Source organism: Brevibacillus sp. WF146 (assembly GCF_001673705.2).
GTDB classification, from domain to species: domain Bacteria; phylum Bacillota; class Bacilli; order Brevibacillales; family Brevibacillaceae; genus Brevibacillus; species Brevibacillus thermoruber.
In genome coordinates this window covers 2,827,665-2,852,206 of the sequence record NZ_CP109943.1, presented here as the reverse complement: position 1 = coordinate 2,852,206, position 24,542 = coordinate 2,827,665, and the positions used below count along the sequence as shown (strand labels likewise).

The window sequence follows — 24,542 nt, the reverse complement described above, 5'->3', positions numbered from 1 at the left end:
GTGGAAGTGAATTGTTGCGGGATTTACGGATGTATGAGAAAACCTCCCTTTGTATGATAGGGGTAAATTGCTGGGATAAAGGGGACTCATCATGAAAAGACGTGTGGTTGTGACCGGGATGGGTGTCGTTACGCCAATAGGAGTAACTATCAAAACATTTTGGGAAAACCTTGTACGGGGCGTGAGCGGGGTTGATTATATTCAGGCTTTTGATACCGAAGGGTTTCCGACGACTATCGGTGCAGAAGTGAAAGACCTTGACCTCGATGAATGGTTTACCCACAAAGAAAAGATACGGATGGAAAGCAATACGCAATATGCGATTATCGCCGCAAGGCAAGCCATTTCCCAGGCAAAGCTGGACATGAGTCAACTAGACCCCTACCGCGTGGGAGTCATTGTCGGAACAGGCATGGGGGGAACGAGGCTCATACTGGAGAACAACCGGGACCTGCTTCAGCACGGGTATCGAAAAGTCAGCTCTTACTTGGCATTTGCCTCGCTTGTGGAAGCCCCGACAAGCGAAATCTCGATGATGATCGGCGCAAAAGGAAAAAGCGGGGCCTGGGTAACCGCATGTGCAACAGGAAACAACTGTATCGGCGAAGGCTGCCGAGCGATTCAACACGGAGAAGCGGATGTTATGATTGCTGGCGGAACGGAAGGTCAATTCACGCCCATTGATTTGGCCTCTTTTTGTAAAATAAAGGCTTTATCCACCCGGAATGACAATCCGCAAGCGGCTAGCCGTCCTTTTGACAAGGACCGGGACGGTTTTGTGATTGGCGCGGGAGCGGGTATTGTTGTGCTGGAATCGGAGGAATCAGCCAAGAAAAGAGGGGCTGCGATTCTCGCGGAAATAGCGGGATACGGCTCCACCACAGATGCCTATCACGTTACGGCGCCAGATCCGGAAGCGAAAGGTGCGATTATGGCGATGAAAAATGCAATGGCGGATGCCAATGTTTCGCCTGCTGACATCGACTACATCAGTGCCCACGGTTCCAGTACGCGATTGAACGATCAAATCGAAACGCTCGCGATAAAGAAACTGTTTGGCGAAAAGGCCAGGTCCATTCCCGTCAGCTCCATCAAGTCGATGACAGGGCATTTGCTTGCCGGGTCCGGTTCAGTCGAGCTGATTGCCTGCATCCTGGCTCTTCAGCATCAAATCGTGCCGCCAACCATTAATCACCATCAGCCTGATGAAGGATTCGATCTCAACTATGTGCCAAATGAGGCGCAGGCGCATCGGGTGCGGACCGTTTTGAACAACTCGTTTGGTTTCGGCGGGTACAATGCTTGTATCGTCGTCAAAGAATGGCAAGGGTAAGTTGTCGGATCGGAGGGAGGAAGAGCAATGAGTGGGATCAATCTACGGGAAAAACACGTGAATATAGAGCAGTTTCCGAACATGGACGCATGCATTCATCATTTATTCGAACGACAGGCAGCGCTGACGCCTGATCAGACCGCAGTCATGTATGAAGAAACCGGGCTCAGTTATCGGCAGCTTAACGAAAAAGCAAATCAGTTTGCGCATTACCTCGTGACATGCGGGCTGCAGATAGAAGAGCCTGTCGCTGTTTGCATGGACCGCTCTCTGGAGATGGTCATTGTATTGCTGGGCGTGTTGAAAGCGGGAGGCGCCTATGTTCCGATTGACCCGAATTATCCGCAAAAGCGCGTGGAATACATGCTGACGGATGCGAAGGCCCCCATCGTTGTCACTTCCAAGAGCAGGGAAGGGATCCTGGCAAAACAGTCTTTGGGGGATGCGACGCTGATTGTTGCCGACAAGAGCGGGGAATGGCAGGAGCAGCCTGCAACGAATCTTGACCTTCCGATAACTGCCGACAATCTCATGTACATGATGTATACGTCCGGTTCCACGGGAAATCCCAAAGGGGTCATGAATACACACCGGGCTCTAAACAACCGGCTGCAGTGGATGCAAAAAGAGTTTCGATTAAACAGTTCCGACCGCATCCTGCAAAAAACGCCGTTCAGCTTCGACGTCTCCGTCTGGGAATTTTTTTGGCCGCTGCTTGCCGGGGCAACCCTTGTCATGGCCAGACCGGAAGCGCATAAAGATCCCGAATACCTGATCCACACCATCCAAACGATGAACATTACGACCATGCACTTCGTACCGTCGATGCTGCAAATTTTTTTGGATGTGTATCAAACGGGTACGCCGCTTCCGTCTCTCAAGCGGATTATTTGCAGCGGAGAAGCACTGACGAAGTCGATGGAGCTCGCTTTCTTCGCAAAATTTGACCAGGTGGAGCTGTACAACTTATACGGTCCCACAGAAGCAGCAATCGACGTCACCTACTGGAAGTGTACAGGCGACAAGCATGAAAAGTCGGTGCCCATCGGTTTTCCGATCAGCAATATTCACCTGCTGATTCTGGATGGGGACAAGCTGATAACGGAGCCGGGGATAGCAGGCGAACTGCATATCGGAGGAATTGGGCTTGCGAGAGGCTATCATAACAAACCGGAGCTGACAGCGGAGAAATTTATTGCCGATCCCTTCCGAGAAGGGGGACGTTTGTATAAAACCGGCGATTTGTGTAAATACCGCGAAGACGGTGCAATCGAGTATATCGGCAGGGTCGATTTTCAGGTAAAGATACGCGGATACCGGATTGAACTGGGGGAAATTGAAGCGGCACTGGAGCGTTTGCCCTATATCAAACAGTGTGTCGTCAAGGCCATTCGCGAAGGCGACAACACCTACCTCGCCGCGTACGTGACGGTCCCGGACGACGAGAAATGGGAAGAGAGTCGCGTTCGCGAACAAATCGCGGAGCAACTGCCCGACTACATGATTCCAGCCTTTTTCGTCCGTCTGGATGCATTCCCTTTATCGGCCAACGGAAAGGTTGATCGAAACAGTCTGCCCGCCCCTCAAAAAAGCGGGTTTGTTCCTGCAGACTGTCAACCAAAGACCGAGATCGAAAAACTAGTCGCTTCGTTTTGGAAAGAGCTTTTGTCATTGGACGAAGTAAGTATTGACACGCCGTTTCTCCACGCAGGGGGCAATTCGCTTTTCGCTGCCCGGCTTGTGGCTCGCGTAAAACAGCGGTTCCAGATTCCGCTTGCTTTGAAAGATGTCTTTCAGCATCCAACCATTTATGAATTGAGCAAATTTATCGAGTCACAGTCTTGCATCGCGGAAGAGCCGAAATTGCTGCCGGCCGGAAACAAGGAGCAGAAGAGAGACTTGTCGTTTGCACAAAAGCGGCTCTGGTTTATCAATGAATGGCAAGGAACCAGTTCCTTGTACAACCTGCCCAACTATTTTGAAATAACGGGACCTCTAGACTACGATGCGTTTGTTGCCAGCCTGGAGTCTGTGCTGGCCCGTCATGAAGTGTTGAGGGCCAACTTTTTCGAGGAGGATGGCCGTCCTTTCCAGATTGTTGATGCCTCAAAAAAGAGCAATCTGGAGCTTGTCTCTTTATCCGGGCTTCCATACGAATCAGCCAGGCAAACAGCTCTTCAGGCGATGGCGGAAGACGCGAGGATCCCGTTCGACCTGACTTCCGATCCGCTATACCGGTTTACGCTGTATCATCTGGCGGATAATCGGCATCTCTTTTACTACAATGTCCATCATATCGTCTGGGACGGCTGGTCGAATTACGTGTTCCAATCCGACCTGCTCAAGAAATACAACGACATGACGGGCGGGACGGACTGTGAGTCGCAGGAAGGCCGGGAAGGGCATGTCATTCAATACAGCGACTATGTGTGCTGGCAGAATGCTTTTATCGATTCCCCCGTTTATCGGGAGCAGATGGATTTTTGGAAAAAGCAGCTTGCAACCGAGCCCCCGTCTATCAAGCTCATGGCGAATCAGAAAAAAACACGTCCGGATTCTCATGATGGGGCAGTAAGTATGTTCCGGATCCCGAATGAACTGTTGGAGCAATTGAAGGCGTTTTGCAAACAACATCATACGACCCCGTTCATGGCGATGCTTTCGCTCTTTACACTGTTGATTTATCGCTTGTCGCAGGAAAAAGACATTGCGATTGGTACGACTTCCGCAGGGCGGAATCACGCCAAGCTGGAGGGGTTAATCGGCTTTTTCGTAAACACGTTGGTGATCCGAAATGAAATCCGCGAAGGCTCCAGCTTTGCAGAGCTTGTACAGCAGGTAAGCGACACTGCGGTAAAAGCATTCTCATATGGCGACGTCCCGTTTGACAAGGTGGTGGAAGAGCTTCAACCGCATCGTTCTGTCAACCGGCAGCCTCTGTTTCAATATATGTTCAGCTTCCAGGACTTTTCGTTTGAGTTTGACCATGGAAAGAACCTGACTGTCAGCGAACCGGTTCCCCTCCATAACCAGACTGCCAAGTTTGATCTGACGCTGTTTATCGAACGGAGCGGCGACGAATATATCGGGAAATGGGAGTATCGGACCGATTTGTATCAGGAAGAGACGATCGAGCGGTTTAGTTCGCATTTTCTGCAGCTTTGTCGGGGGGTGCTGGAACAGCCGTTCATTCCTGTTGAACAGGTTCCCGTGATGAGCGAGACGGAAAAACGGTTCATGATCCACACGTTTAATGAGACGGCCTGCGAGTTCCCGGATGTTGCCCTGCACGAATGGTTTGAAGCCCAAGCGAAGCGGACGCCGGACAACATCGCCGCCGAGTATGAAGGGGAGTGCCTGACTTACAAAGAGCTGGATGAAAAGGCGAATCAGCTTGCTCACTTGCTGCGGGAAAAGGGCGTAACGGTCGACACGCCGGTGGGGGTATGCATGGAGCGCTCCTTGGAGCTGATCGTGTCCATCATGGGAATTTTGAAGGCGGGTGGAGCTTATCTGCCAATCGATACGGAAGTCCCCTGGGAACGGGCTTACGCCATTTTGCGGGATGCGCAGGCTTCGATTTGCCTGACACAGCCGGGGACAAGTCTACAGGAAGGAACAGATATCGAACTGCTTTCCTATTTGCTGCACGAGAGCCTTTTGGACGGATATCCAGTCACGAAGCCGGATGTTTCCGTCACTCCGGAGAATCTCGTATCCATCTATTACACGTCAGGCTCGACCGGAAAGCCAAAAGGTGTCAGCAACACGCATAAAGGCTGGGTCAACCGGATGAACTGGATGCAGAACAAGCATCGTTTGAAGGCGCATGAAGTCGTACTGCAAAAGACGATTTTGACGTTTGACGATTCCGCCGTTGAAATTTTCTGGCCATTGACCGTCGGAGCGAAAATCGCGTTTCTTCCCAAGGGAGCGCACCGGGACCCTGTCAGCATCATCGAATATGCGATAAAGCACAATGTTTCTTTGCTTCAGTTTGTACCGAGCATGCTGAAAATGGTCCTGGAGCAAATCACTCCTCTTCAGAGACGACAATTGACAAACCTGCGCATTGTCGTGTCCAGCGGAGAAGCATTGCACGCCGACGTGGTCCGCTCGTTCTATGAAAGGATGCCGGGCAAGCTGTTTAACACATGGGGGGCAACGGAGGTTTCTATTGATTCCACCTGCTATGATTGCGAGCCTGAGCCGGAGAACGGCTCGGAAATCGTTTCCGTAGGACGTCCGATAGACAATAACCGCATCTATGTTCTGGACAAGTTCCTGGAACCGGTTCCGCCAGGCGTCCCTGGTGATTTGTATATTGCCGGCATAGGCTTGGCCAGAGGATATATCAACAATCCGGAGAGAACGAGTCAGTCCTTTATCCCCGATCCGTTTTATCCGGGAGAGTGCATGTACCGGACAGGCGACAGAGGGTACTTCAAGCCGGATGGAAACATTATGTTCCTCGGCCGTCAGGACAATCAAATCAAGTTGAGAGGAATGCGGGTCGAGCTTGGAGAGATCGAAACCACGCTCAGGTCCATCGACGGGGTTTCCGGGGCTGTGGTCATCGTGCATAAAACCGAGAGCGACGTCCAATATTTGGCTGCTTACTACACGTCCGCAAAAGGCAGTATTCCGCCCGGCGCATTGAAGCATGAGCTGAAAAAGTTGCTGCCGGAGTACATGGTACCGAGCTATTACGTACAAGTACAGGCATTCCCGCTAAATGCCAACGGGAAAATCGACCGGCAGCAGCTGCCCAAGCCAACCGAACGCGATCTGGCTTCCGCCGGCGCTTACGTCGCCCCGAAAAACGATAGAGAACAAGCCATTTTATCTATTTGGCGTGAGAAATTAGGAGTGCAAAAAACGGGTGTCCAGGATAACTTTTTCGAATTAGGCGGCCATTCTTTACTAGCGGTGCAGATTATTTCAGAAATCAACAAAAAATGCGGGTCAAAGCTTTACGTGAAAGACTTGTTTGAAAATCCAACGGTTGAAACATTGGCTGGCGTTTTGGAAAGACGTGCGACCAGCGACGCAAACAGTCCGGTTACCCAGGCCGCTGACCGCGATCAGCAGTTCCCCCTGTCGGATTCGCAAAAGCGGGTTTGGTTTTTGGATCAGCTCTATCAAGACACCAAATACAACATGCCGCTGGTGTTGAAATTCCACGGGTCTGCTGATGCGGAAAAATTGCGCGATTGCCTCAACCAACTGATCGCCCGACATGAATCGCTGCGTACCGCTTTCCGCAATAAAAACGGGGAGCCCGTGCAGATCATCCTGCCCCAGGCCGACATTTCTCTGCAGGTGGAGGAGTGGGGAGAGCAGGAGTTGCAGCGGATTGTGCGACGTGAGACGTCCATTCCGTTTGATCTCGCTGCGGCACCTTTGGCAAGAGCTCGTCTGGTGAAAGGGAAGTCAGCCGATGTGCTGATTCTCGTCTTCCATCATATTATCTGTGATGGCTGGTCACTAAAGGTAATCAAGGAAGAACTGCTCAAGCTGTATGGCGGCGAAGAAACGTTTTTGGACGATCAACCTGTACAATATGTCGACTACCTTTTAAGACACAATCATTTTATCAATCAGGCCGAGTACCAGGATCAGCTTTCCTATTGGATCAAAAAGTTTGACGGAGAGATTCCGCTGCTGCAGCTTCCCATGAACAGACGGCGAAAAAGGGAGGGCGAGGTAGAGAATGAAACGCTGAGAACAGCCTTGTCTTCAAAAGTCTCAGCAGATATCAAAGCGTTCAGCCAGCAGCGAAGGGTCACTCCCTTTATGACGATGCTGTCTGTTTTCGGCCTGCTGCTGTCCAGACTGTCCCAGCAAAACGATCTTGTCATCGGAACTCCCGTAGTCAATCGGAATTCTTCTGAATTGGAGCAATCGGTGGGACTTTACCTCAATACGCTGCCGTTGCGGCTGGTTCTGGACCAACATGCAGCCTACAGGGACGTATTGGACCAGACAAAACAAACAGTGCTCGAGGCGTTTGCCAATCAAGATATTCCGTTTGAAAAAATTGTGGAAGTAGTGAATCCGAATCGAAATCTAAACCAAAATCCGCTGTTTGATGTGTTGATCAATTACCGCAATTTTGAAGAAACCAAAACATCTGTCACCCAGAACCTGTTGGTTGAAGAAATCGAACAGGACGAAATCGAATCGAAATTTTTCATGACGCTCTACATTGAAGAAACAAGCAGCGGCTTCCAACTGGCGCTTGCCTATCAAAACCATATGTTTGAAAAGGCGAGAATGCAGGAATTCCTCAATCAATTCGTTCACCTGCTAAAGCAAGCCATCCAGTCGCCGGATCTGGCTGTCGGGTCCTTTTCGCTGGTGACGCCGGAAGCAAAGAGGATTTTGCCTGATCCTGCAGAAAGCCTGCGGACGATCAAGTTTCCGCGCATCACGCGGAACATAAAGCATTGGAGCGAGCTAATCCCCCAACAGATCGCCGTGGAAGATGCGGGTACAAGCTATACCTATCGGCAGTTGTTCCAGGATTCCATGCAGATTGCCATTGGCTTGCGCAGGCGAGGGGTAAAATCGGGGGATGTCGTCGCGCTGTATGGGGACAGAAGCTATGAAATGGTCGCCGCCATGATCGGCGTACATTTGGCAGATGCCGTTTTTATGAACCTGGACACGCAGTTGCCTGTCAAAAGAATGGAATCGATGCTGCAAAGCGCAAATCCGCGCCTGATGCTGACCGCCGGGCCTCTTCAGCCGACGCATCAAGGCACGGAATCGAAGCTGCCTGCCTATAAAGTAAGTGAGCTGATCAGTGACAAGACAGAGGAAAACGAAGGCTTTGCACCGGAAGAGGCTTGCGGGTATGCCTATATTTTCTTTACTTCCGGAACGACAGGGGAGCCAAAGGGCATTCTGGGCACGCATAATGGCTTGGCGCATTTCCTGGATTGGCAGCGAAACCAGTTTGCCGTGACACCGGCGGATCGCAGCGCGCAGTTAACCAATAGTACATTTGACGTGTTTTTGCGGGATGTCTTTTTGCCTCTGACAAGCGGCGCTACACTCGTCATTCCTTCCAGGCAGGAGACGGAAATCGTCGATTGGCTCGCCGAGAAAAGGATAACGCTGCTTCATGCGGTGCCGTCACTGGCCGACCATTGGTTGTCGCAGTCGAAAAACGTCAAGCATCTGCATACGCTCAGGCATATATTTTTCGCAGGCGAACCATTGACGGGCGCTCTGGTTCGTTCCTGGCGGAAAGTGACCGATGCGCAAATCAATAACTTCTATGGCCAAACCGAAACAACGCTGGCGAAATGCTTCCATATCGTGCCGGAGGAATTCTGCGAGGAAGTGATCCCGATAGGAAAGCCGATTCCGGATACGCAATTGCTCGTTGTCAATCAGCAGAATCAACTGTGCGGGGTTGGGGAACCAGGAGAGATCGTTGTTAGAACCCCCTATCGGACGGCCGGTTACCTGGACAAGCAAGCAGGGCCGTTTACGCCAAATTTCTTCCGTCCGCAAGACGATGACCGTTTGTACCGTACCGGCGATCTCGGCTTGTATCGTCCCGATGGAAGTCTGGAGATTATGGGGCGGGCAGACGATCAAATCAAGATCAGAGGCGTTCGCATCCATAAAAATGAAATAGCTGCGGCGATTTTGCGGCAGATCGACGCAAAACAGTGCGTGATCATGGACATGATGGAGGCCGGCCACATCCAGCTGCATGCCTACATTGTGATGGAAGGCAAGCGCAAGCTGCATTCCGAACAGCTGCGGAAGCAGTTGCGCCATGAATTGCCCCTCGCCATGATCCCGAACCGGTTTGTGCAGATCGACGAGGTGCCTGTAACCAAAAACGGCAAGGTCGATCGAAAGAAACTGGCTGCCATGCGAGCTGCCGAAGCTGGCAACGAGAACGATCACTTGCAAAACCCGGTGGAAGGGGAACTGAAGAAGATATGGCTTGAGCTGCTGCCTGTCTCATCCATTGGAGCAAGCAGTAACTTCTTTGAATGCGGGGGACATTCGCTTCTGATGGTGAAAATGATCGCCCGCATAAGCGAACGGCTTGGCTACGAGGCCAGCCTGATGGAAATTTTTGAGCATCCAACCATCCGAGAACTGGCTGCTTGCCTGCAAAAGAAGAAAAAGAAAAGCGATCTTCCCATTCAAAAAGTAACAAGGGTTAGACAAAAACTGTAATGTGTCCAACCCGAAAAGGAAGGGATAACATGTGCTCATTTTCAGCAGGAAATGAAGTATACTTGCTGCCATCTTCCTACGAACAAAACAGAATCTGGTTTTTTGAACAAATGGTCCCACATAGCGCGACCTATCATATTCCGCTGCAGCTAAAAATAACAGGAGAATTGAAGCCGGATGTCCTGACGAGAACACTTCAAAAAATCATAGAGCGACATGAAATTTTGCGAACCACTTTTGTTGAAATAGAAGGGGAACTGAAGCAAAAGGTTTCCCTTCAAGCTCCCCCCTTGACGCTTGAACCAAAAAGAATGGAGGAGTTGGAGCGGGAGCAGCCCTTTTCGGAATACCTCCAGAAATTTGCGCTGGAGCCTTTTGATTTGGAGAATGGCCCGTTAATCAAATTTCAGTTGATCGAAGTCAATCCAGGCTACCATTATCTGTTGATCAATATTCACCATATTATCTTTGATGCCTGGTCGCTGGAGGTTCTGAAAAAAGAACTGGTAACCATCTACCCGATGATCGAACAGGGCCGAGTCGAGAGATACGAGGAGCTTCCTTTGCAATACGCAGACTACGCAAACTGGCAAAGAGAGAGGCTGGAAGGAGAGCATTTGCAGAAAAAGCTGCACTTTTGGCAGCAGCATCTGGATCAAGTCCCTGCGTTGCTGGAGCTCCCGACCGACCGACCGAGACCCAAGGAACAGTCTTACGCGGGGGGCAATGTAAAATTTGAAATTCCCGGCGCCTTGGTCGAACCGATCAACATGTTTTGCCGATCCCATCAGGCCACTCATTACACCTTTTTTCTGGCCGTATTCAATGTGCTTCTCTACCGCTATACCGGGCAAAAAGACATTGTGATCGGTACGCCGATTGCCAACCGTTCTCATCCGTTTACGCAAGACATGATCGGCTTTTTCGTCAATACGTTGCCGGTTCGGACCTTTATCCGACCGTACAGCAGCTTCCACAAAATCATCAAAGAAACGATCAAATCCTTTCTGCTGACGTATGAAAACAACGAGGTTCCTTTTGAAAAACTGGTACAGGAATTGAACCCGGACCGAGACAGCAGCTATCATCCGTTTTTTCAGGCGCTCTTTACTCTCCATGAGGGTCAGGAAGAGTATACAGACGTACCATTTGCGATTGAAAACGAAAAGATCAATACGAATACGTCGAAGTTTGACCTGGTGCTGTACATTTCATGCGAAGGCGGGAAAATGTCAGGCGAGATCGAATTTAGCACCGATCTTTTCAATCGAAAAACAATCGAACGTTTTAGTCAGCACTACATAACATTGATCAGAGAAATCTTGAGCAACCCGGAAAAGCCGATTTGTAAGCTGAATCTGTTAACGAAAGAGGAGAGGAAGAGGCTGCACTCCCAAAATCTGCTGCTTGCCAGGATGACTCCCCAGTTTATCCATACCCTGGTGGAGCAAAAGGGACGGCTGATGCCGGACAGGATTGCGGTCAAAGGGCATGAGCAAGCCTTTACATATAAAGAGCTGAATCAACGGTCAAATCAAATCGCACATGAGCTGGTCAGCCGAGGAGTTCAGCCGGGCAGCATCGTCGGCATTCGTCTGAAGCGATCACCCGAGCAAATCGCAGCTTTGCTGGGAGTGTTGAAAAGCGGCTGCGTGTATATGCCCGTCGATCCTGCGCTGCCGATTGAGCGGGTGAGAATCATGGCGGAAGATGCCCAATCGACTGTCATGATCACAGACGATCCCTTGTTCCATGCGTGGAAAGAGAACATGACGATTCTTGCGCCTCGGGACATTTTCGACAGGCAGCCTGCCGACGAGCTTGAAGGGACGCTTTCTCTTTGCCCCGAGGAAGCCTTGGCCTATGTCATTTATACGTCGGGAACGACAGGGAAGCCCAAGGGGGTCGGCATTACGCATGCGTCTCTGGTGAACCATATCACCGGTTTTCTTCAGGAGTTTCCGTTCAGCCCAGAGGAAAAGGTGCTCCAAAACATCGGCTGCAGCTTTGACCCGGCGATGACAGAGATTTTTTGTTCGCTGATCGGCGGGGGAACATTGGTTATCACCCACCCTGACAAGCAATTCGACACGGACTATTTGGGAGATTTGATCAGAGACGAACGGATTACGCGAGCCCAGCTTTTCCACAGCTTGCTGGAGAAGCTGCTGGATCAGCCTGCGTTTACCCAAAACAGCCATCTCCGATATGTATTTACGGGCGGAGAGGCCTTGCAGCACAAGCTCGTTCGAAAATTTGCCGAAAAGATGGACAGCGGGATTCCGCTGATTAACTTGTACGGGCCGACAGAAGCGTGTGTGGCCGCAAGCTACTGGAAGTGCGACGCTGACCAGGACTGCTTGATTGCACCGATCGGCAAACCGTTCCCCCATTATCATCTCGTAGTGCTGGACGAACATTTTCAACCGGTCCCGCAAGGTGTCATCGGGGAGCTGTTTATCGGCGGGCCCGGTGTAGCCAAAGGGTACGTAAACAATCAAGAGCTGACGGAAAAGGCCTTTCCTCTGATCGACATAACGGGGACAGCGCAGCGATACTATCGTACCGGAGATTTGGTCAAACAACTCGACTCGGGAGATTATTTGTTTGTTTCGCGGAAAGATAGCCAAGTCAAAGTCAGGGGATTCCGCATTGAACTGGAAGAAATTCAACATGCGCTGCTGCAGCAGCCGGAAATCAGCGAGGCGGCCGTTCTGGTCGAAGAGGTGCACGGCGATAAAAAAATTTTCGCGTTTCTTGTCAAACAAACCGGGATGTCGCTTACGGCCAAGGAATTGAAAAAACGCCTAGCCACAAAACTGCCTCATTACATGATTCCGCACGTGGTCAACTGGCTGGACAAATTGCCGGTGACGCTTCACGGAAAGCTGGATAAAAGCCGGCTCTCGTTTGAAAAAAATGCGTTGGAAAGCGAAGAGAAAATACAGCCTCGAACCAAGCTGGAACAGCAGCTGGCTGCTATCTGGAGAGAAGTATTGCATGTTAGCGAGATCGGGATCAACGAAGACTTTTTTGATCTGGGAGGACACAGCATCAAAGTCATTGAGATCGTCGGTTTGCTGCGAAAACGCATGAACGTAAGGCTTGCTCCTTCACATTTGTTTCTTTACAGAACCATTGAAGCTTTGGGAGAGTACTTGCAAGCGGAAGACGACACTCCAGATGACAGCGGGATTGTTGTGAAGCTGAAAGAAAGTCGCTGCGATGACCCCCCCTTGTTTCTGATTCATCCCGGGGGAGGAGGAACGATATGCTATGTTCCCCTCGTCAGGAATATTGATCGGGACATCAGCATGTACGGGATACAGTCACAAGGCTATGAGAAAAATACGGCCCCGCTCCATGATATAAGGGAGATGGCGGCCTTGTATGTAAAGGAAATGCAAAAGATTCAGCCCAAGGGACCGTACCAGCTCGCGGGGTGGTCGATGGGGGGAACCATCGCTGTTGAAATGGCCCGGATTCTGGAAGCAAACGGGGAACCGATCGTGTTTCTCGGTTTACTCGATGCGCATCCGTTTGATGAGGCAGCCACCAGGGAGCATCGCGAAGATCCGTTGACCGTGTGGGCAAGCAGCCTGTCGATTGATACGGAAACATTCGCCGGGCTTACTGAAACGGAAAAATGTCAGATGATTTTGGAAGCAGCGGTGCGAAGCAAGCGATTGCCGCCAAATGCCGAATTGGAAGACGTACATCGCATTATCAACGTCATGGCTGCCAATAACATGGCATGCGACCGCTACGTCTTCTCTGCCCCCATCAAAACGGATTTGCATATTCTCGCTTGCGAGGAGATCGATCCGAGCAACCCCCATGAGCTGGTTGACATCGAGAAGTGGAAAAAAAGAACGACGGGAAGGGTCTACACCTATTCCTTGAGAGGACACCACAACAATTTGATGGCATCTCCGCAGGTGGAACATGTAGGGAAAACAATCTCGGAAATTTTGAAATTGGAGCTGAGCTTATGCAAGCACGGTTGACCGGACGTGTGAAAAATTCGCCGCATGACACCTATACTACGGCAGTGCTTAATCCCCAGTTTGAATATGAATTGCACCACTATTTCGACCATTACATTCAGATTGAAGCGGCTCTTTTGCGCTCGTACGAAACGGCAATGATTTTGACGAAAGAAGAGGTGCGTTCGCTTTTGAAAGCCATCCAGGGCATTACGAAAGAAACGCTGCTTCAATCATCAAAAGAAAATATGACGGACATGGCTTTCACGCTGGAGCGGTCGATTGAAAATCGGTTGGAACAACCTGTTGTCAAATGGCATATCGACCGGAGCCGCAACGATTTTCAAGCATGCGCGCAGCTCATGTATGCAAGGGAGCAGTGGGTCGCGCTGATCGAAAAAGTTCAGATGCTGCGGGATGTCATTTTGGATCGAGCAAACATGTACCATACGGTCATCATGCCGGGGTACACGCATTTTCAATCCGCGCAAATCATCAGTGTTTCCTTCTATCTGACAGCGATCAGCAAACACCTTCTGGAGACAGAAAAAAGGATGATTGCCGCATTGGAAGCGATGAACACATATTGTCCGCTTGGCTCCGGGGCGATGTCCGGACAGGAATATCCCGTGGACAACCTGCAATTGGCAAGGTCTTTGGGATTTACATCGTACATTGGCCATGCCCTGAGCGGGGTTGCTTCGCGGGACTGGCTGTTGGACATCGGGAGCTGCCTGGCTTTTTTTGCGAACAACATGAGCCGCTTCCTGACCGACCTGATGAACTGGGGGAGCAGCGAGTACCAATTTATTGACTTTCCCGACGAGCTGGCCGGCATTTCATCCTCGATGCCCCAAAAGAGAAATTTTCCGATTTTGGAAAGGGCCAGGGGAAAAACCGCCCATCTGCTCACATACTATGTCGATTTTTTGCTCGGCCAAAGAAACACGGCCTACAGCAATCTGGTGGAGGTTTCCAAGGAGTCGAGCAAAAACCTTCTCTCCCTGTTCCAGGAAATGCAAGTGCTGCTTGATTTACTCATGCTCGTATTTGAAAACATCCAGTTTCAAAGCGAAAAGATGAAGCAATGCTGCACAAAGGATTACTATGGGGGGTTTTCGCTGGCAAACCGGATCACGGAAAAAAGCGGAATACCGTATCGGCAGGCGCAGGTGATAGCCGGACAGTTTATCACCCAGTCGATCCAAGCCGGACAATCTCCACAGCATGTTTCTGTGGAAGTCTTGCAGGAGATTTGCCGTGAGCACGGCTTTGTCAATCGAATCACGCAGCAAGAGCTGCAATCGCTCTTTGGCTTACATGCTGCCTTAACCATGAAGCGATCGGCAGGATCTACAAACCCGGACGCAGTGAAGGACATGATTGTCTTGCAAACGCAAGAGGCCGCCCAATGCAAACAGGTATTCAGCAGAATTGCCACTGATCTGAAGCAGCAGCGGGAAGAGTTGGCCAGATGGATGACGTCTGAAGGTAAGGAGTATGACCGATGAGACTGAAAGTGGGGAAAGGGGAAGCTCATGGCACCTTTGGAGAGCTGCTGCAAGGTGTTTTGCCGAGCGGCCAGGACTTTTTGGTAACGTTTCCTGTCGAGAAGTACTCGACGTGCAAATATGTATGCTCAGCTCAGGATCAAGAGTTAAGCGTATATCCTGCGTGGAAGCGGAAGTCGCTTCATTTTGCCAAGAGAATCCTTGAGTATTACGGCTTGCCCGTCAAAGGCACATTGTATTTGGAAAGTCAGCTTCAGCAAGGAAAGGGGCTGGCGAGTTCGACGGCAGATATGATGGCGACTGTAAAAGCCATTGAATCCTGCCATGACATTGACATTCCTACCCAGGTGATCGAGGACATCCTTCGCGATATTGAGCCATCCGACGGGATTATGTACCCTGGCATCGTCTCTTATTACCACAAAGAAGTGAGATTGAGAGAACGGATAGGGGAGTGCCCTCCGTTTACCGTGATCGCCCTGGATGAGGGCGGCGAAGTAAATACGGTCGATTTCAATTGCCTGCCCAAGCCTTTCACAGAAGAAGACAGGCAAGAATATGCCGTGCTGCTTGAGAGGATAACCGCTGCCATACGTGCCCAGGATGCGGGGGGAATAGGAGCGGTCGCTACGAGAAGCGCGGAATTGAACCAGAAGCTGCATCCAAAGAAGACGTTTGCTCAGGTAAACAGAATTTGTCGGTCAATTGAAGGGGCGGGGATAGTTACGGCTCATAGCGGGACATTTATTGGCATCCTCCTTTCTGAAAATGACAGTGCCTATTATGAAAAAGTAAAAGAAGGGCTGTCTTTGTTGAAACAGTTGGGCTGCCCGACAGAAATATTCCAATCAATGTCCACTATGGAAAGAAAGAAGGTTTTGGTGTGATGGAGAAAAGCCTGATCGACCTGATTGGAAAGACGCCGCTAATCCGGCTGCGGCTGGATGGCAATAGTAAAGCTCCTGTATACGCAAAGCTGGAACTGTTGAATCCCTATGGCATGAAAGACAGGGTAGCCAAGGAAATGATTATGGCTGCCAAGAGAACCGGCGAGCTCCAGGATCATGCGCCGATCGTGGAAAGCTCGTCGGGAACGCTGGCCTTGGGCATTGCCATGATTGGCACATACCTGGGGCATGAAGTCCACATTGTCACCGACCCGCGCATTGATGAATTAACGCTAGGAAAACTCAGGGCGTTGGGGGCGCAGGTGCATATTGTGGAGAAAATGGAAGCGGATGGGGGCTGGCAAAAAGCAAGGCTGAATTATTTGCATGGTTTGCTGGACAAATATCCCCATGCATATTGGCCAAAGCAGTACGAGAATCCACAAAATCCGCTGGCCTATCGGCAGTTGGCGGATGACTTGGTACAAGAGCTGGGGCGCGTCGATTATCTCGTCGGTTCAGTAGGGAGTGGAGGCTCTCTATGCGGAACAGCCAAAGCATTGCGGGAAAGAAATCCCGATTTGACCGTCATCGCTGTCGATGCCGTAGGCAGCGTTATCTTCTACCAAACAGACAATCCCAAACGATTGCAAAGCGGCCTGGGCAACAGCTTGCGCTCGCCCAATGTTGATTTCTCTGTCATCGATGAAGTTCACTGGTTGAATGACGAAGAAGCTTTCACATGGACGCGGGAGCTCGCCGTTCAGGAAAAAATCTTTGCGGGGAACAGTTCAGGCAGCGTGTACGCCGTATCAAGGTGGCTGAGCAGCCAGGTATCGGAACAGTCCGTGATTGCCTGCATCTTCCCGGACAGAGGGGATCGCTATCTTCACTCGATTTACAGCGATGATTTTTTCAACGCCCACCAATTGAAAAAGGAGAGCTTGCGTGTTTCGCCTGCTCGCATTGAAGAATTAAAGGATGTCTCCGAATGGACGTACTTTCACTTTAACAAGGGGAAATTTGGACATGAAGCGAAAACTGCTGTTTATTGAGTCAAATACAACCGGAACAGGCATGCTTGCCTTGAAGCGAACAAAGGAACTGGGATATGATCCGGTGCTGTTGACCAGTGAACCGAACCGCTATGAGGGCTTGCGCGACCAAAGCTGCGAGATCGTCGTGTGCGATACAAACGATCCGGAAAAACTGGCAGAAACGATTCCGCTTCATTTTAAACGGGAGGACATCGCGGGCATAACGACGACCAGCGAATATTACATTTATACAGTCGCGCTTCTAGCCAAGCGATTTGGATGGCGCGGCAACCCGCCCATTGCGATGAAAACGTGCAGGAACAAGGCGGCTGTCCGCGCCTTGCTGCGGGACCTTCCTGAGCTTTACCAGCCCTGGTTTTTTACTGTCGACCATGTACAGCAGTTGGAGGAAATCAAGCAGCATATCAAATTCCCGTGCATAGTCAAGCCAGTCGATGACAGTGGGTCCAACCAGGTCGTAAAATGCCTTTCCTTTACGGAGCTGCACGGGCAGGTGAAGGAGATATTGGCGGTGAAACGAAATGTCCGCCAACAACCGACCGCTCAAATCGCTTTGATCGAAGAGTACGTGGAGGGACCGGAGTACAGTGTCGAGGTTTTTTCATATGAGGGGCGACACTCCATCATCGGCATAACGGATAAGAGCATCGGGGGAGAGCCCTATTGTATCGAAACTGGCCATGTTTTCCCGTCCCTGGCTTCAAATCGAATCAAAACGGTCGTGGAAACGGGAGTGCTGTCCATGCTGAAAAAGCTGGATTGGCGCTTCGGGCCGTGCCATCTGGAAATCAAAATCGTAGACGAAAAGCTATTCCTTGTAGAGTGCAATGGACGATTGGCCGGGGGGATGATTCCCGAACTGATTCGGCATGCGACCGGTATGGATGTGTTAAAGGAACAACTCAAAGCTGCGGTTGGCTTGTCCCCTGAGCTTGGCAGCCAGCCTCTACAATATGCAGGGATTCGCTTTCTGATCCCAAAAGAAGCGGGAGAAATTCAGGAGGTGACCGGCATCGAACAGCTTCGGCAACTGCCGGGTGTGAAGGAAGTCGTATGCAGGGCAGAGCCGGGAAAGCTGGTGCAAAGAGTCGTAAATGCGTACGGACGACTGGGCTACATCATTGCGGCTGCAGCAGATGGAAAAGAGCTGCATCAGCTGTTGAGTCAAATGGACAATGTGGAAGTAAAGATGAAGGAGCGTGTGTCTGTTGCTGAATTTTCTGAGTGACACGGTTACCCTGCCGACGCAGGAAATGATGGATGCCATTCAACATGCCATGCTGGGAGACGACGTGTATGGGCAGGATCAAACTGTGAATGAACTGGAGCGATTGGCCGCCAACATGCTGGGGATGGAAGCGGCCTGCTTTATGCCGAGCGGTACAATGGCAAACTTGGCTTCCATAATGGCCCATTGTCCTCGCGGCTCCAAGGTGCTGGTTGGCAATGAATCAGACATCTATATTTACGAAGCCGGCGGCGCCTCCGTTTGCGGCGGGATTGTATACGAGCCGATACCTACTCAGGCGGATGGACGACTATTGCTGCACGATCTTGCAAAGGCGTTTCCGTTTGATGAAGAGGATCCTCAGTTTGCTTTGCCCTCTTTAATTTGTCTGGAAAATACCCACAATCGTTGCGGCGGAAAAGTTTTGCCGATCGCTTATTTGCAAGAGGTAAAGGAATTTGCGGCGGAACGCAATGTTCCTGTCCACATGGATGGTGCCCGTATTTTTAATGCGGCAGTTGCCCTCGATCTGGACGTAAGAGAAATCGCTCGATATGCCGATTCGGTTCAATTTTGTTTGTCAAAAGGATTGTCTGCCCCAATTGGTTCGATTGCAGCAGGAACTCAGTCTCATATAAACAAAGTGAGAAAAATAAGAAAGATGTTGGGCGGAGGAATGAGGCAAGCAGGGATTGCTGCGGCGCCTGGTATTATAGCGTTACATACAATGGTTGCAAGGTTGGATCAGGATCACAGGCATGCAAAACAATTGGCCGATGGATTGGCAAGGATCAACGGAATCGAATTGGATGTCCAGCAGGTGCAAACAAACATCGTCATCTTTCGAGTAACTGATCCTCGTTATTCTTGGGATTCATTTTTGCAAACGGCAAAGTCTCGTGGCGTGATTTTTTCAGAGATGGGCTATGGAAGGATTAGAGCGGTTGTTCATAGACATATAACGACTGATGATATTAATAGAGCGGTTCAAGTAGTGGAAGAGATGATGAAGAAAGGCCCATTTTAGCATACTGACTTTCGGTATGCTCTATTTTTTGTCCCTGTTTCTTTACTGAGTGCAGGTCCGAAATGCGTTTGCACAAATCTTGGGTCTTTTGCAAAATGATGTGGCCTTGTTCGGTTTCTCCAAGCTTGAAATGGATTTCGGCAAGGGTTTTTGCCGCTTGGACGTACAATTGCTCGCGAAGTTCAAATTTGAAGATGGAAACGGCATGCTCCAGATACTCTCTGGCATACTCCAGATTGCCCGCATTGCTATACACAATGCCCAGCATATGGTAGATCTCTCCTGCCGAGTAGTGCAAGTGATGCGAATATAAGTAGAGAAGCAATCGATAGCCCAGCTCCAGGCAGAGATCATATCGTTTTTGGTGGTAGTGCATGTACGCCAGGTTGTAGCCTAATCTGGGGAAAAGGGTCTTGTCTTCTACGAAGGGTAGACTTTCCAATGCACTCATGCTATCTGTCAACAGGCGGTATGCCTCAACCTTTTGATCCATCTCGATCAGAAGCAGCGCAAGTGAATTGGCAACATTGATGTCCAGTTCATTGACAATTTTGCCGCTTGAAATCAGCTTGCGAAACGTTTGCTCTGCTTTTCGCGGATGGCGGTCAATCCGGTAATACAGGATGCCTTTTTGCCATTCAATAAATTTCAAGAAGCTGCTGTCCCGAAAGCTTTTGTTCCTTTTAACAAATGTGATTGCTTCTTCGATGAGGTATTGCAGCGTGGTATAATCGTGGAAATAAAGACTTTCTCTACATAATCTATGAATTTTCGCAACAAAATGGATGAGCGTTTCGTTTTCATAGGTAAGCAAGTAATCGACCGGAATCTTCAATTTCAGACAGATGCTTTGCAAAATGTCCAAACGCGGTATATGGTTCCCCTTCTCAATCCGAAACAATGTGGATTCGTCACAAATGTCTTCGGCAACATACTTTCTGGAATAGCCCCGTTTCTCTCGAAAATACTGGATTTTATCCCCTATCGTTTTCATAGGTTGACTCCCTTTTTAATGCTTACATGTAAAAAAATGCATGTTTGCATATACATTTTAACAGAATTCTTCCGTATATTTGAAGTAGAAATTTGAAAAGGTGGGATAAAAAATATGAAAAGTAAAAAGATGGCATACATGTTTCTTCAAAAATCGCAGCGGTTTCCTCGCGTCCCGGTTGCCGAAATGGACAGCAAATTAAAGGATTTTTCTTCCGTCCCGTTCATGCGTACATGCAAGTAGAGGTGAACATAGAATGGGTGTACGCAACATCTTAATCGTTGACGAGAGAGAAGGGAAGCAATCATTTTATTCGAATTTGCTGTCTGTAAAAAGGTACGCCTGTCATTTTTTGAACAACCAGGATTTACTCTCGGATCCCGTTTTTATGAAAAAGTTCGATCTTGTCATATTAAGTCTCACGAAGGATACTCTCTCGCTCCACATACAAAACAAGCATCCTCGAACGATCATCCTGCTGAGCACTAAATATAAGCATTACGCAAAATTTGTCCAAGGTGCCCAGGCCATCCTTATGAAGGAATGCCCCACCGAACTCAAAATCGCCATCAATGTTGTGGAAAGAGGAAGCTGCTACTTCTCCAGCGAGTTCATGGATACGCTTTTTTCTGGCTGGAGGGCAGAGAAGACCGCAGACGATTTCGACATGGAGTTCCATTTGCCGGAAACATTGACAGAAATGGAGCTTCGCGTGGCTGAGGAACTGGCGAATGACAGAACCAATCAACAAATAGCGGATACCCTCTACCTCAGCAAGCGAACAGTGGAGTACCATATCGCCGCGTGCATGCAAAAATTGGGGGTAAAAAGCAGGGTTGGACTGGCTGTGAAGATGACAAAAGTAAATATGTTCAGGCAGATGCTGAACAAGCGAATACTTTGACAGGTCTTGCAAGTGGCAGACCGACGATGAACAGCTCTATCAGGAAAAATGGTAGAGCTGTATATACTTTGCGGGAAATACGGGGGCATCGCTGTCGCAGCTTGCTTATGATGAAGATACATCTCTTATGCGGAGGGAAACAATGAGAGGTAATTTTGTCAGATTGCAGGCGCTCGAAGAAGAAGATTACAAGCTCTTCTCCCAATGGGTATGTCCATCCAAAGTAAGTGCTTTGGCAAGAGGGAGACAAGACTTTGCGACCGAGGATGAAATCAGAAAAGATATTGTAAACGGAAGCACCCGCTATGCCACAGTGGTAACTCATGACGGGAAAAAAATCGGATTTGTATCGTGGGAAACATTGAAATACGAAGGCAGCTACATGCTTGGCGGCGTGATTGGAGATCCCGAATTGTGGGATATGGGCTATGGCGCCGAAGCTTCTCTATTGCTCATGGACTACCTGTTCCATTTTAAAAATGCCCATAAAATTCAATTTATTAACGGTTTGCACAATATGCGGTCGGTTCGCTTTCTTATCAAGAATAAAGTGACGATCGAAGGAATCCTTCGCGATCATTTCTTCCTGGATGGCGAGTATCATGACGCAGTCATTTCTTCCATTTTGCGGGATGAATACTACGGCTACAGCGAACCGGAAGATATGATCCCGAAAAGCGAGAAGCAGAAGATTCAGGAGGAATTGTACGAGTATCTCCAAGGTTATTGGAAAGAAGAGTGTTTTCCAAAACTGTTGAAACAAGGTGAGAAAATTGGAAGATAAGCAAAAGGTAGTACTGGTAACAGGCGCTTCCAAGAGTCTTGGCAAAGCGATCGCAAGTCATTTCGCCGGTTCCGGAGACCGGGTCATTCTGGGATACAGAAGCTCGTTGGAAGAAGTCACACATGCGGTTGAGGAGATTAAAGCGAAAACCGGCAACGAGGCGGTTTCATTCGTGAAACTCGACGTGATCGACAGGCAGCAGGTGCAGGATGCCGTTTCAGAGATCATTGGACAATTCGGAAAAATAGACGTTCTCGTAAACAACGCGGGAGTCAGCTACGGAGGAGCGCTGATTCCGAGCAATCCTCTCGAAAAATGGGAGGAAATCGTCCAGATCAATGTCATGGGTACCATCAACTGCATCCACGCCGTTTCTTTTCACATGCTGCTGGAACAAAAGGGGGCAATCGTCAATATCGCTTCGGTAGCCGGCTTGATAGGGGTGGATCGTTTAAGCGCGTATAGTGCGAGTAAAGCAGGGGTTGTCGGGCTGACTCGTTCATTGGGGAAAGAATACGCCCCGTACAACGTGAGAGTGAATGCGGTTGCTCCCGGTTATACGGAAGATACTGGCATGGTTGAGCGCATTCCTGAGGAACAGATGAACGAATTCAAGAAGCGAATCGCCATGGGAAGGTTGGGAACAACCAGGGAAATAGCAGAGGCGGTTTCCTTTCTTGCATCGGACAAGGCCAGCTATATAACGGGGCAAACGCTTGTCGTCGATGGAGGTTATATGTAGAAAAGGAGCGTGAGAATCAATGAAAACGGCACTGATCTTTCCGCCTTTGGTGACATTGAAGCAGGGGAGCTTTTTGGACCTTTACGAGAGCTTTCCCAGTGTGCAGGCCAAGTTTGCAGAGGCCAGCGAAATTTTGGGCGTGGATCTTGCTGGCAAATTCTTTTTTGAAAGTGAAGCCATGACGAATACCGGTGTAATTGCCAGGCCCAGTATCGTCACAATCAGCACGGCACTGTTTGAATTGCTGAGGGAGGAGATCGGGCAGCCGGCGTTTTTCCTCGGTCCAAGCCTGGGACAAGTAACGGCTATTCATTGCGCAGGGGGATTATCCTTCCCGGAAACGCTTCGCTTGCTGAAAAAGTTGTGTGAAATGGAGGAAGAGGAGTTTCCTGACAAGCGATACGGCGTCTACTTCTTCTACAACATTGATATCGCTGTTCTTGAGCGTTTCATCCAGGAGCTTGCAGCGGAGGGCAGAGTTGTCGAGCCCTGTGTGACGGTAAACGCCACGCAAATGATCGTGAACGGTGATCGGGAGAGTCTGGAGCTGCTTACCAAAATGGTAAGTGCTTACGGCGGTCTGGGTGTCACGATCCCCTATGGCCCTCCTGGACATTGCTCGCTGCTTCACAACGTCAGGAGGCGTTTGGAACAAGAGGTGCTTCCATCTTTCACCTTCCGTTCTCCCAACGTGCCCTTGCTCAGCAACGTGAACGCTGAGGAAATTACCGACGCGGCTGGCTTGAAAACCGAACTGATCGAGCAATATACCAACAGCGTATGCTGGTATAAATGCCTGCAGCAATTGTGGAGGAAAGGTGTGGAAAAAGTAATCATGCTCGGTCCCGGAAACTTTATTCACAAGTCTTTGGGATTCACGGATATACCTTTTGCCGTGCAGAAGCTGCTGGACAGTCATGATATAGAAGCAGTTCTGGCAGCGAAGCAGAAGTAAGGAGGCCCGTACATGATTGGATTGGTATTGCCTGGTTTAGCTCCTTCAAGCTATGAAGAAGTAAAGGATTTTATCGAAACAAATCCCTATGCGAAAAAGCGTTTTCAAGAAGCAAGCGACATCATTGGGTACTCCTTGGCCGAGGCGTTTCGAGAGGCGAAAGAAGAACAGCACGAAGTGTTTGAATCCGCCTTTTTGGCGAACTCAATTGCATTGCTCGATTATTTTTACGACCGGTACGGTTTGCAGCCACACTATTCGATCGGAGCAAGCTTTGGCGGAATGTCCGTTGCTGTTCAGTCAGCCGGCTTAACCTTTGCGGAGTCCATGTGGCTGACGCACGAAAGTGCGAAACACGCAAGAGGCTACTTCCAGCGAATGGATGGAGAATACCACACTCATTTTATTTTCAATTTGTCCCTTGAGGAGACGGAGGAATTAATCAAAAGCTTCAACAGCAAGGGAATGGAGCTGGAGTTGGTGGGGCATCTGGAAAAAGTCGTTTGCCTATGTGCCGAGAAAAGCGTTGTTCAATCCTTAAAGGAAGTCATCAATCAAAGAAGCAAATGCTTTTCGTTACATACGATGAAACAGCCTATTCACAGCCGTTTGCTGACGGACTTAAAGCATCAGCTTCGGGACAAATACTATAGCCAGGTTGTCTTTAAGCCACTTCAATCCCCGATTATTTCCGATGTTGACGGTCACATTTACAAAGATCCCGAGGAGCTGAAACAAATGCTTCTGGATGGCTACGACCATCCCGTCAGATGGGATCTTGTAAGCAAATCCATGAAGCAAAAGCAGATCGAAACCGCATATGTGGTTGGTCCGCGGAATTTATTTACGCAACTGTTGAAATACGAATTTAAAACTGTTGGAATATCGCCTGACACAGTCATGCATCAGGTGGGTATTTCATGAG

14 protein-coding genes are annotated in these 24,542 nt (G+C 49.6%); 13 read left to right on the top strand and 1 reads right to left on the bottom strand.

From position 1 onward, the window contains the following. The first annotated feature begins 91 nt into the window (after positions 1–91). The 8 genes from fabF to ltaE are packed head-to-tail and all read left to right on the top strand — an operon-like array spanning position 92 to position 19,238. Entirely contained in the window at positions 92–1,333 is a 1,242-nt protein-coding gene (gene fabF, locus A6764_RS14120) for a beta-ketoacyl-ACP synthase II (RefSeq protein ID WP_029099391.1), read from the top strand. A gap of 27 nt (positions 1,334–1,360) precedes the next feature. Continuing rightward, positions 1,361–9,541 (top strand): non-ribosomal peptide synthetase, encoded by an 8,181-nt coding sequence (locus tag A6764_RS14115; protein WP_065066188.1) that lies wholly within the window; start codon positions 1,361–1,363, stop codon positions 9,539–9,541. Between the two features lie 29 nt (positions 9,542–9,570). Then, a complete protein-coding gene (locus A6764_RS14110) occupies positions 9,571–13,548 on the top strand; it encodes a non-ribosomal peptide synthetase (RefSeq protein ID WP_176703205.1) in 3,978 nt (1,325 codons plus the stop codon). Continuing rightward, positions 13,533–15,038, top strand: coding sequence for an argininosuccinate lyase (locus tag A6764_RS14105; protein WP_065066190.1), 1,506 nt, complete (start codon positions 13,533–13,535; stop codon positions 15,036–15,038). The genes A6764_RS14110 and A6764_RS14105 overlap by 16 nt, the downstream gene beginning before the upstream one ends. Further along, the gene (locus tag A6764_RS14100) at positions 15,035–15,925 is read left to right on the top strand and encodes a GHMP family kinase ATP-binding protein (RefSeq protein ID WP_029099393.1); all 891 of its coding nucleotides are present in this window, start codon (positions 15,035–15,037) and stop codon (positions 15,923–15,925) included. Before A6764_RS14105 ends, A6764_RS14100 begins: the two co-directional genes overlap by 4 nt. Then, positions 15,925–16,980: a cysteine synthase family protein gene (locus tag A6764_RS14095; protein WP_044900219.1), complete on the top strand. Its 1,056-nt coding sequence runs from the start codon at positions 15,925–15,927 to the stop codon at positions 16,978–16,980. Before A6764_RS14100 ends, A6764_RS14095 begins: the two co-directional genes overlap by 1 nt. Next, complete coding sequence (locus A6764_RS14090; protein ID WP_029099395.1) at positions 16,955–18,211, top strand: ATP-grasp domain-containing protein; 1,257 nt, start codon at positions 16,955–16,957, stop codon at positions 18,209–18,211. Before A6764_RS14095 ends, A6764_RS14090 begins: the two co-directional genes overlap by 26 nt. Then, the gene (ltaE, locus tag A6764_RS14085) at positions 18,192–19,238 is read left to right on the top strand and encodes a low-specificity L-threonine aldolase (RefSeq protein ID WP_029099752.1); all 1,047 of its coding nucleotides are present in this window, start codon (positions 18,192–18,194) and stop codon (positions 19,236–19,238) included. Before A6764_RS14090 ends, ltaE begins: the two co-directional genes overlap by 20 nt. Here the strand turns inward: ltaE and A6764_RS14080 are convergent. After that, positions 19,186–20,232, bottom strand: a complete 1,047-nt coding sequence (locus A6764_RS14080; RefSeq protein ID WP_065066191.1) for a helix-turn-helix transcriptional regulator — start codon at positions 20,230–20,232, stop codon at positions 19,186–19,188. The two genes, ltaE and A6764_RS14080, sit on opposite strands and share 53 nt — an antisense overlap. Before the next feature lie 256 nt (positions 20,233–20,488). Between A6764_RS14080 and A6764_RS14075 the strand changes: the two genes are divergently transcribed. The 5 genes from A6764_RS14075 (at position 20,489) to A6764_RS14055 (ending at position 24,541) form a co-directional block, all read left to right on the top strand. After that, complete coding sequence (locus tag A6764_RS14075; protein ID WP_029099397.1) at positions 20,489–21,136, top strand: response regulator transcription factor; 648 nt, start codon at positions 20,489–20,491, stop codon at positions 21,134–21,136. 142 nt (positions 21,137–21,278) lie between these two features. Further along, complete coding sequence (locus tag A6764_RS14070) at positions 21,279–21,920, top strand: GNAT family N-acetyltransferase (protein WP_065066192.1); 642 nt, start codon at positions 21,279–21,281, stop codon at positions 21,918–21,920. Next, positions 21,910–22,662: an SDR family NAD(P)-dependent oxidoreductase gene (locus A6764_RS14065; protein WP_029099399.1), complete on the top strand. Its 753-nt coding sequence runs from the start codon at positions 21,910–21,912 to the stop codon at positions 22,660–22,662. Before A6764_RS14070 ends, A6764_RS14065 begins: the two co-directional genes overlap by 11 nt. A 19-nt stretch (positions 22,663–22,681) precedes the next feature. Further along, complete coding sequence (locus A6764_RS14060; RefSeq protein WP_029099400.1) at positions 22,682–23,617, top strand: ACP S-malonyltransferase; 936 nt, start codon at positions 22,682–22,684, stop codon at positions 23,615–23,617. A 12-nt stretch (positions 23,618–23,629) separates the two neighbouring features. Continuing rightward, entirely contained in the window at positions 23,630–24,541 is a 912-nt protein-coding gene (locus tag A6764_RS14055) for a hypothetical protein (RefSeq protein ID WP_029099401.1), read from the top strand. The last annotated feature ends 1 nt before the right edge of the window (position 24,542 follow it).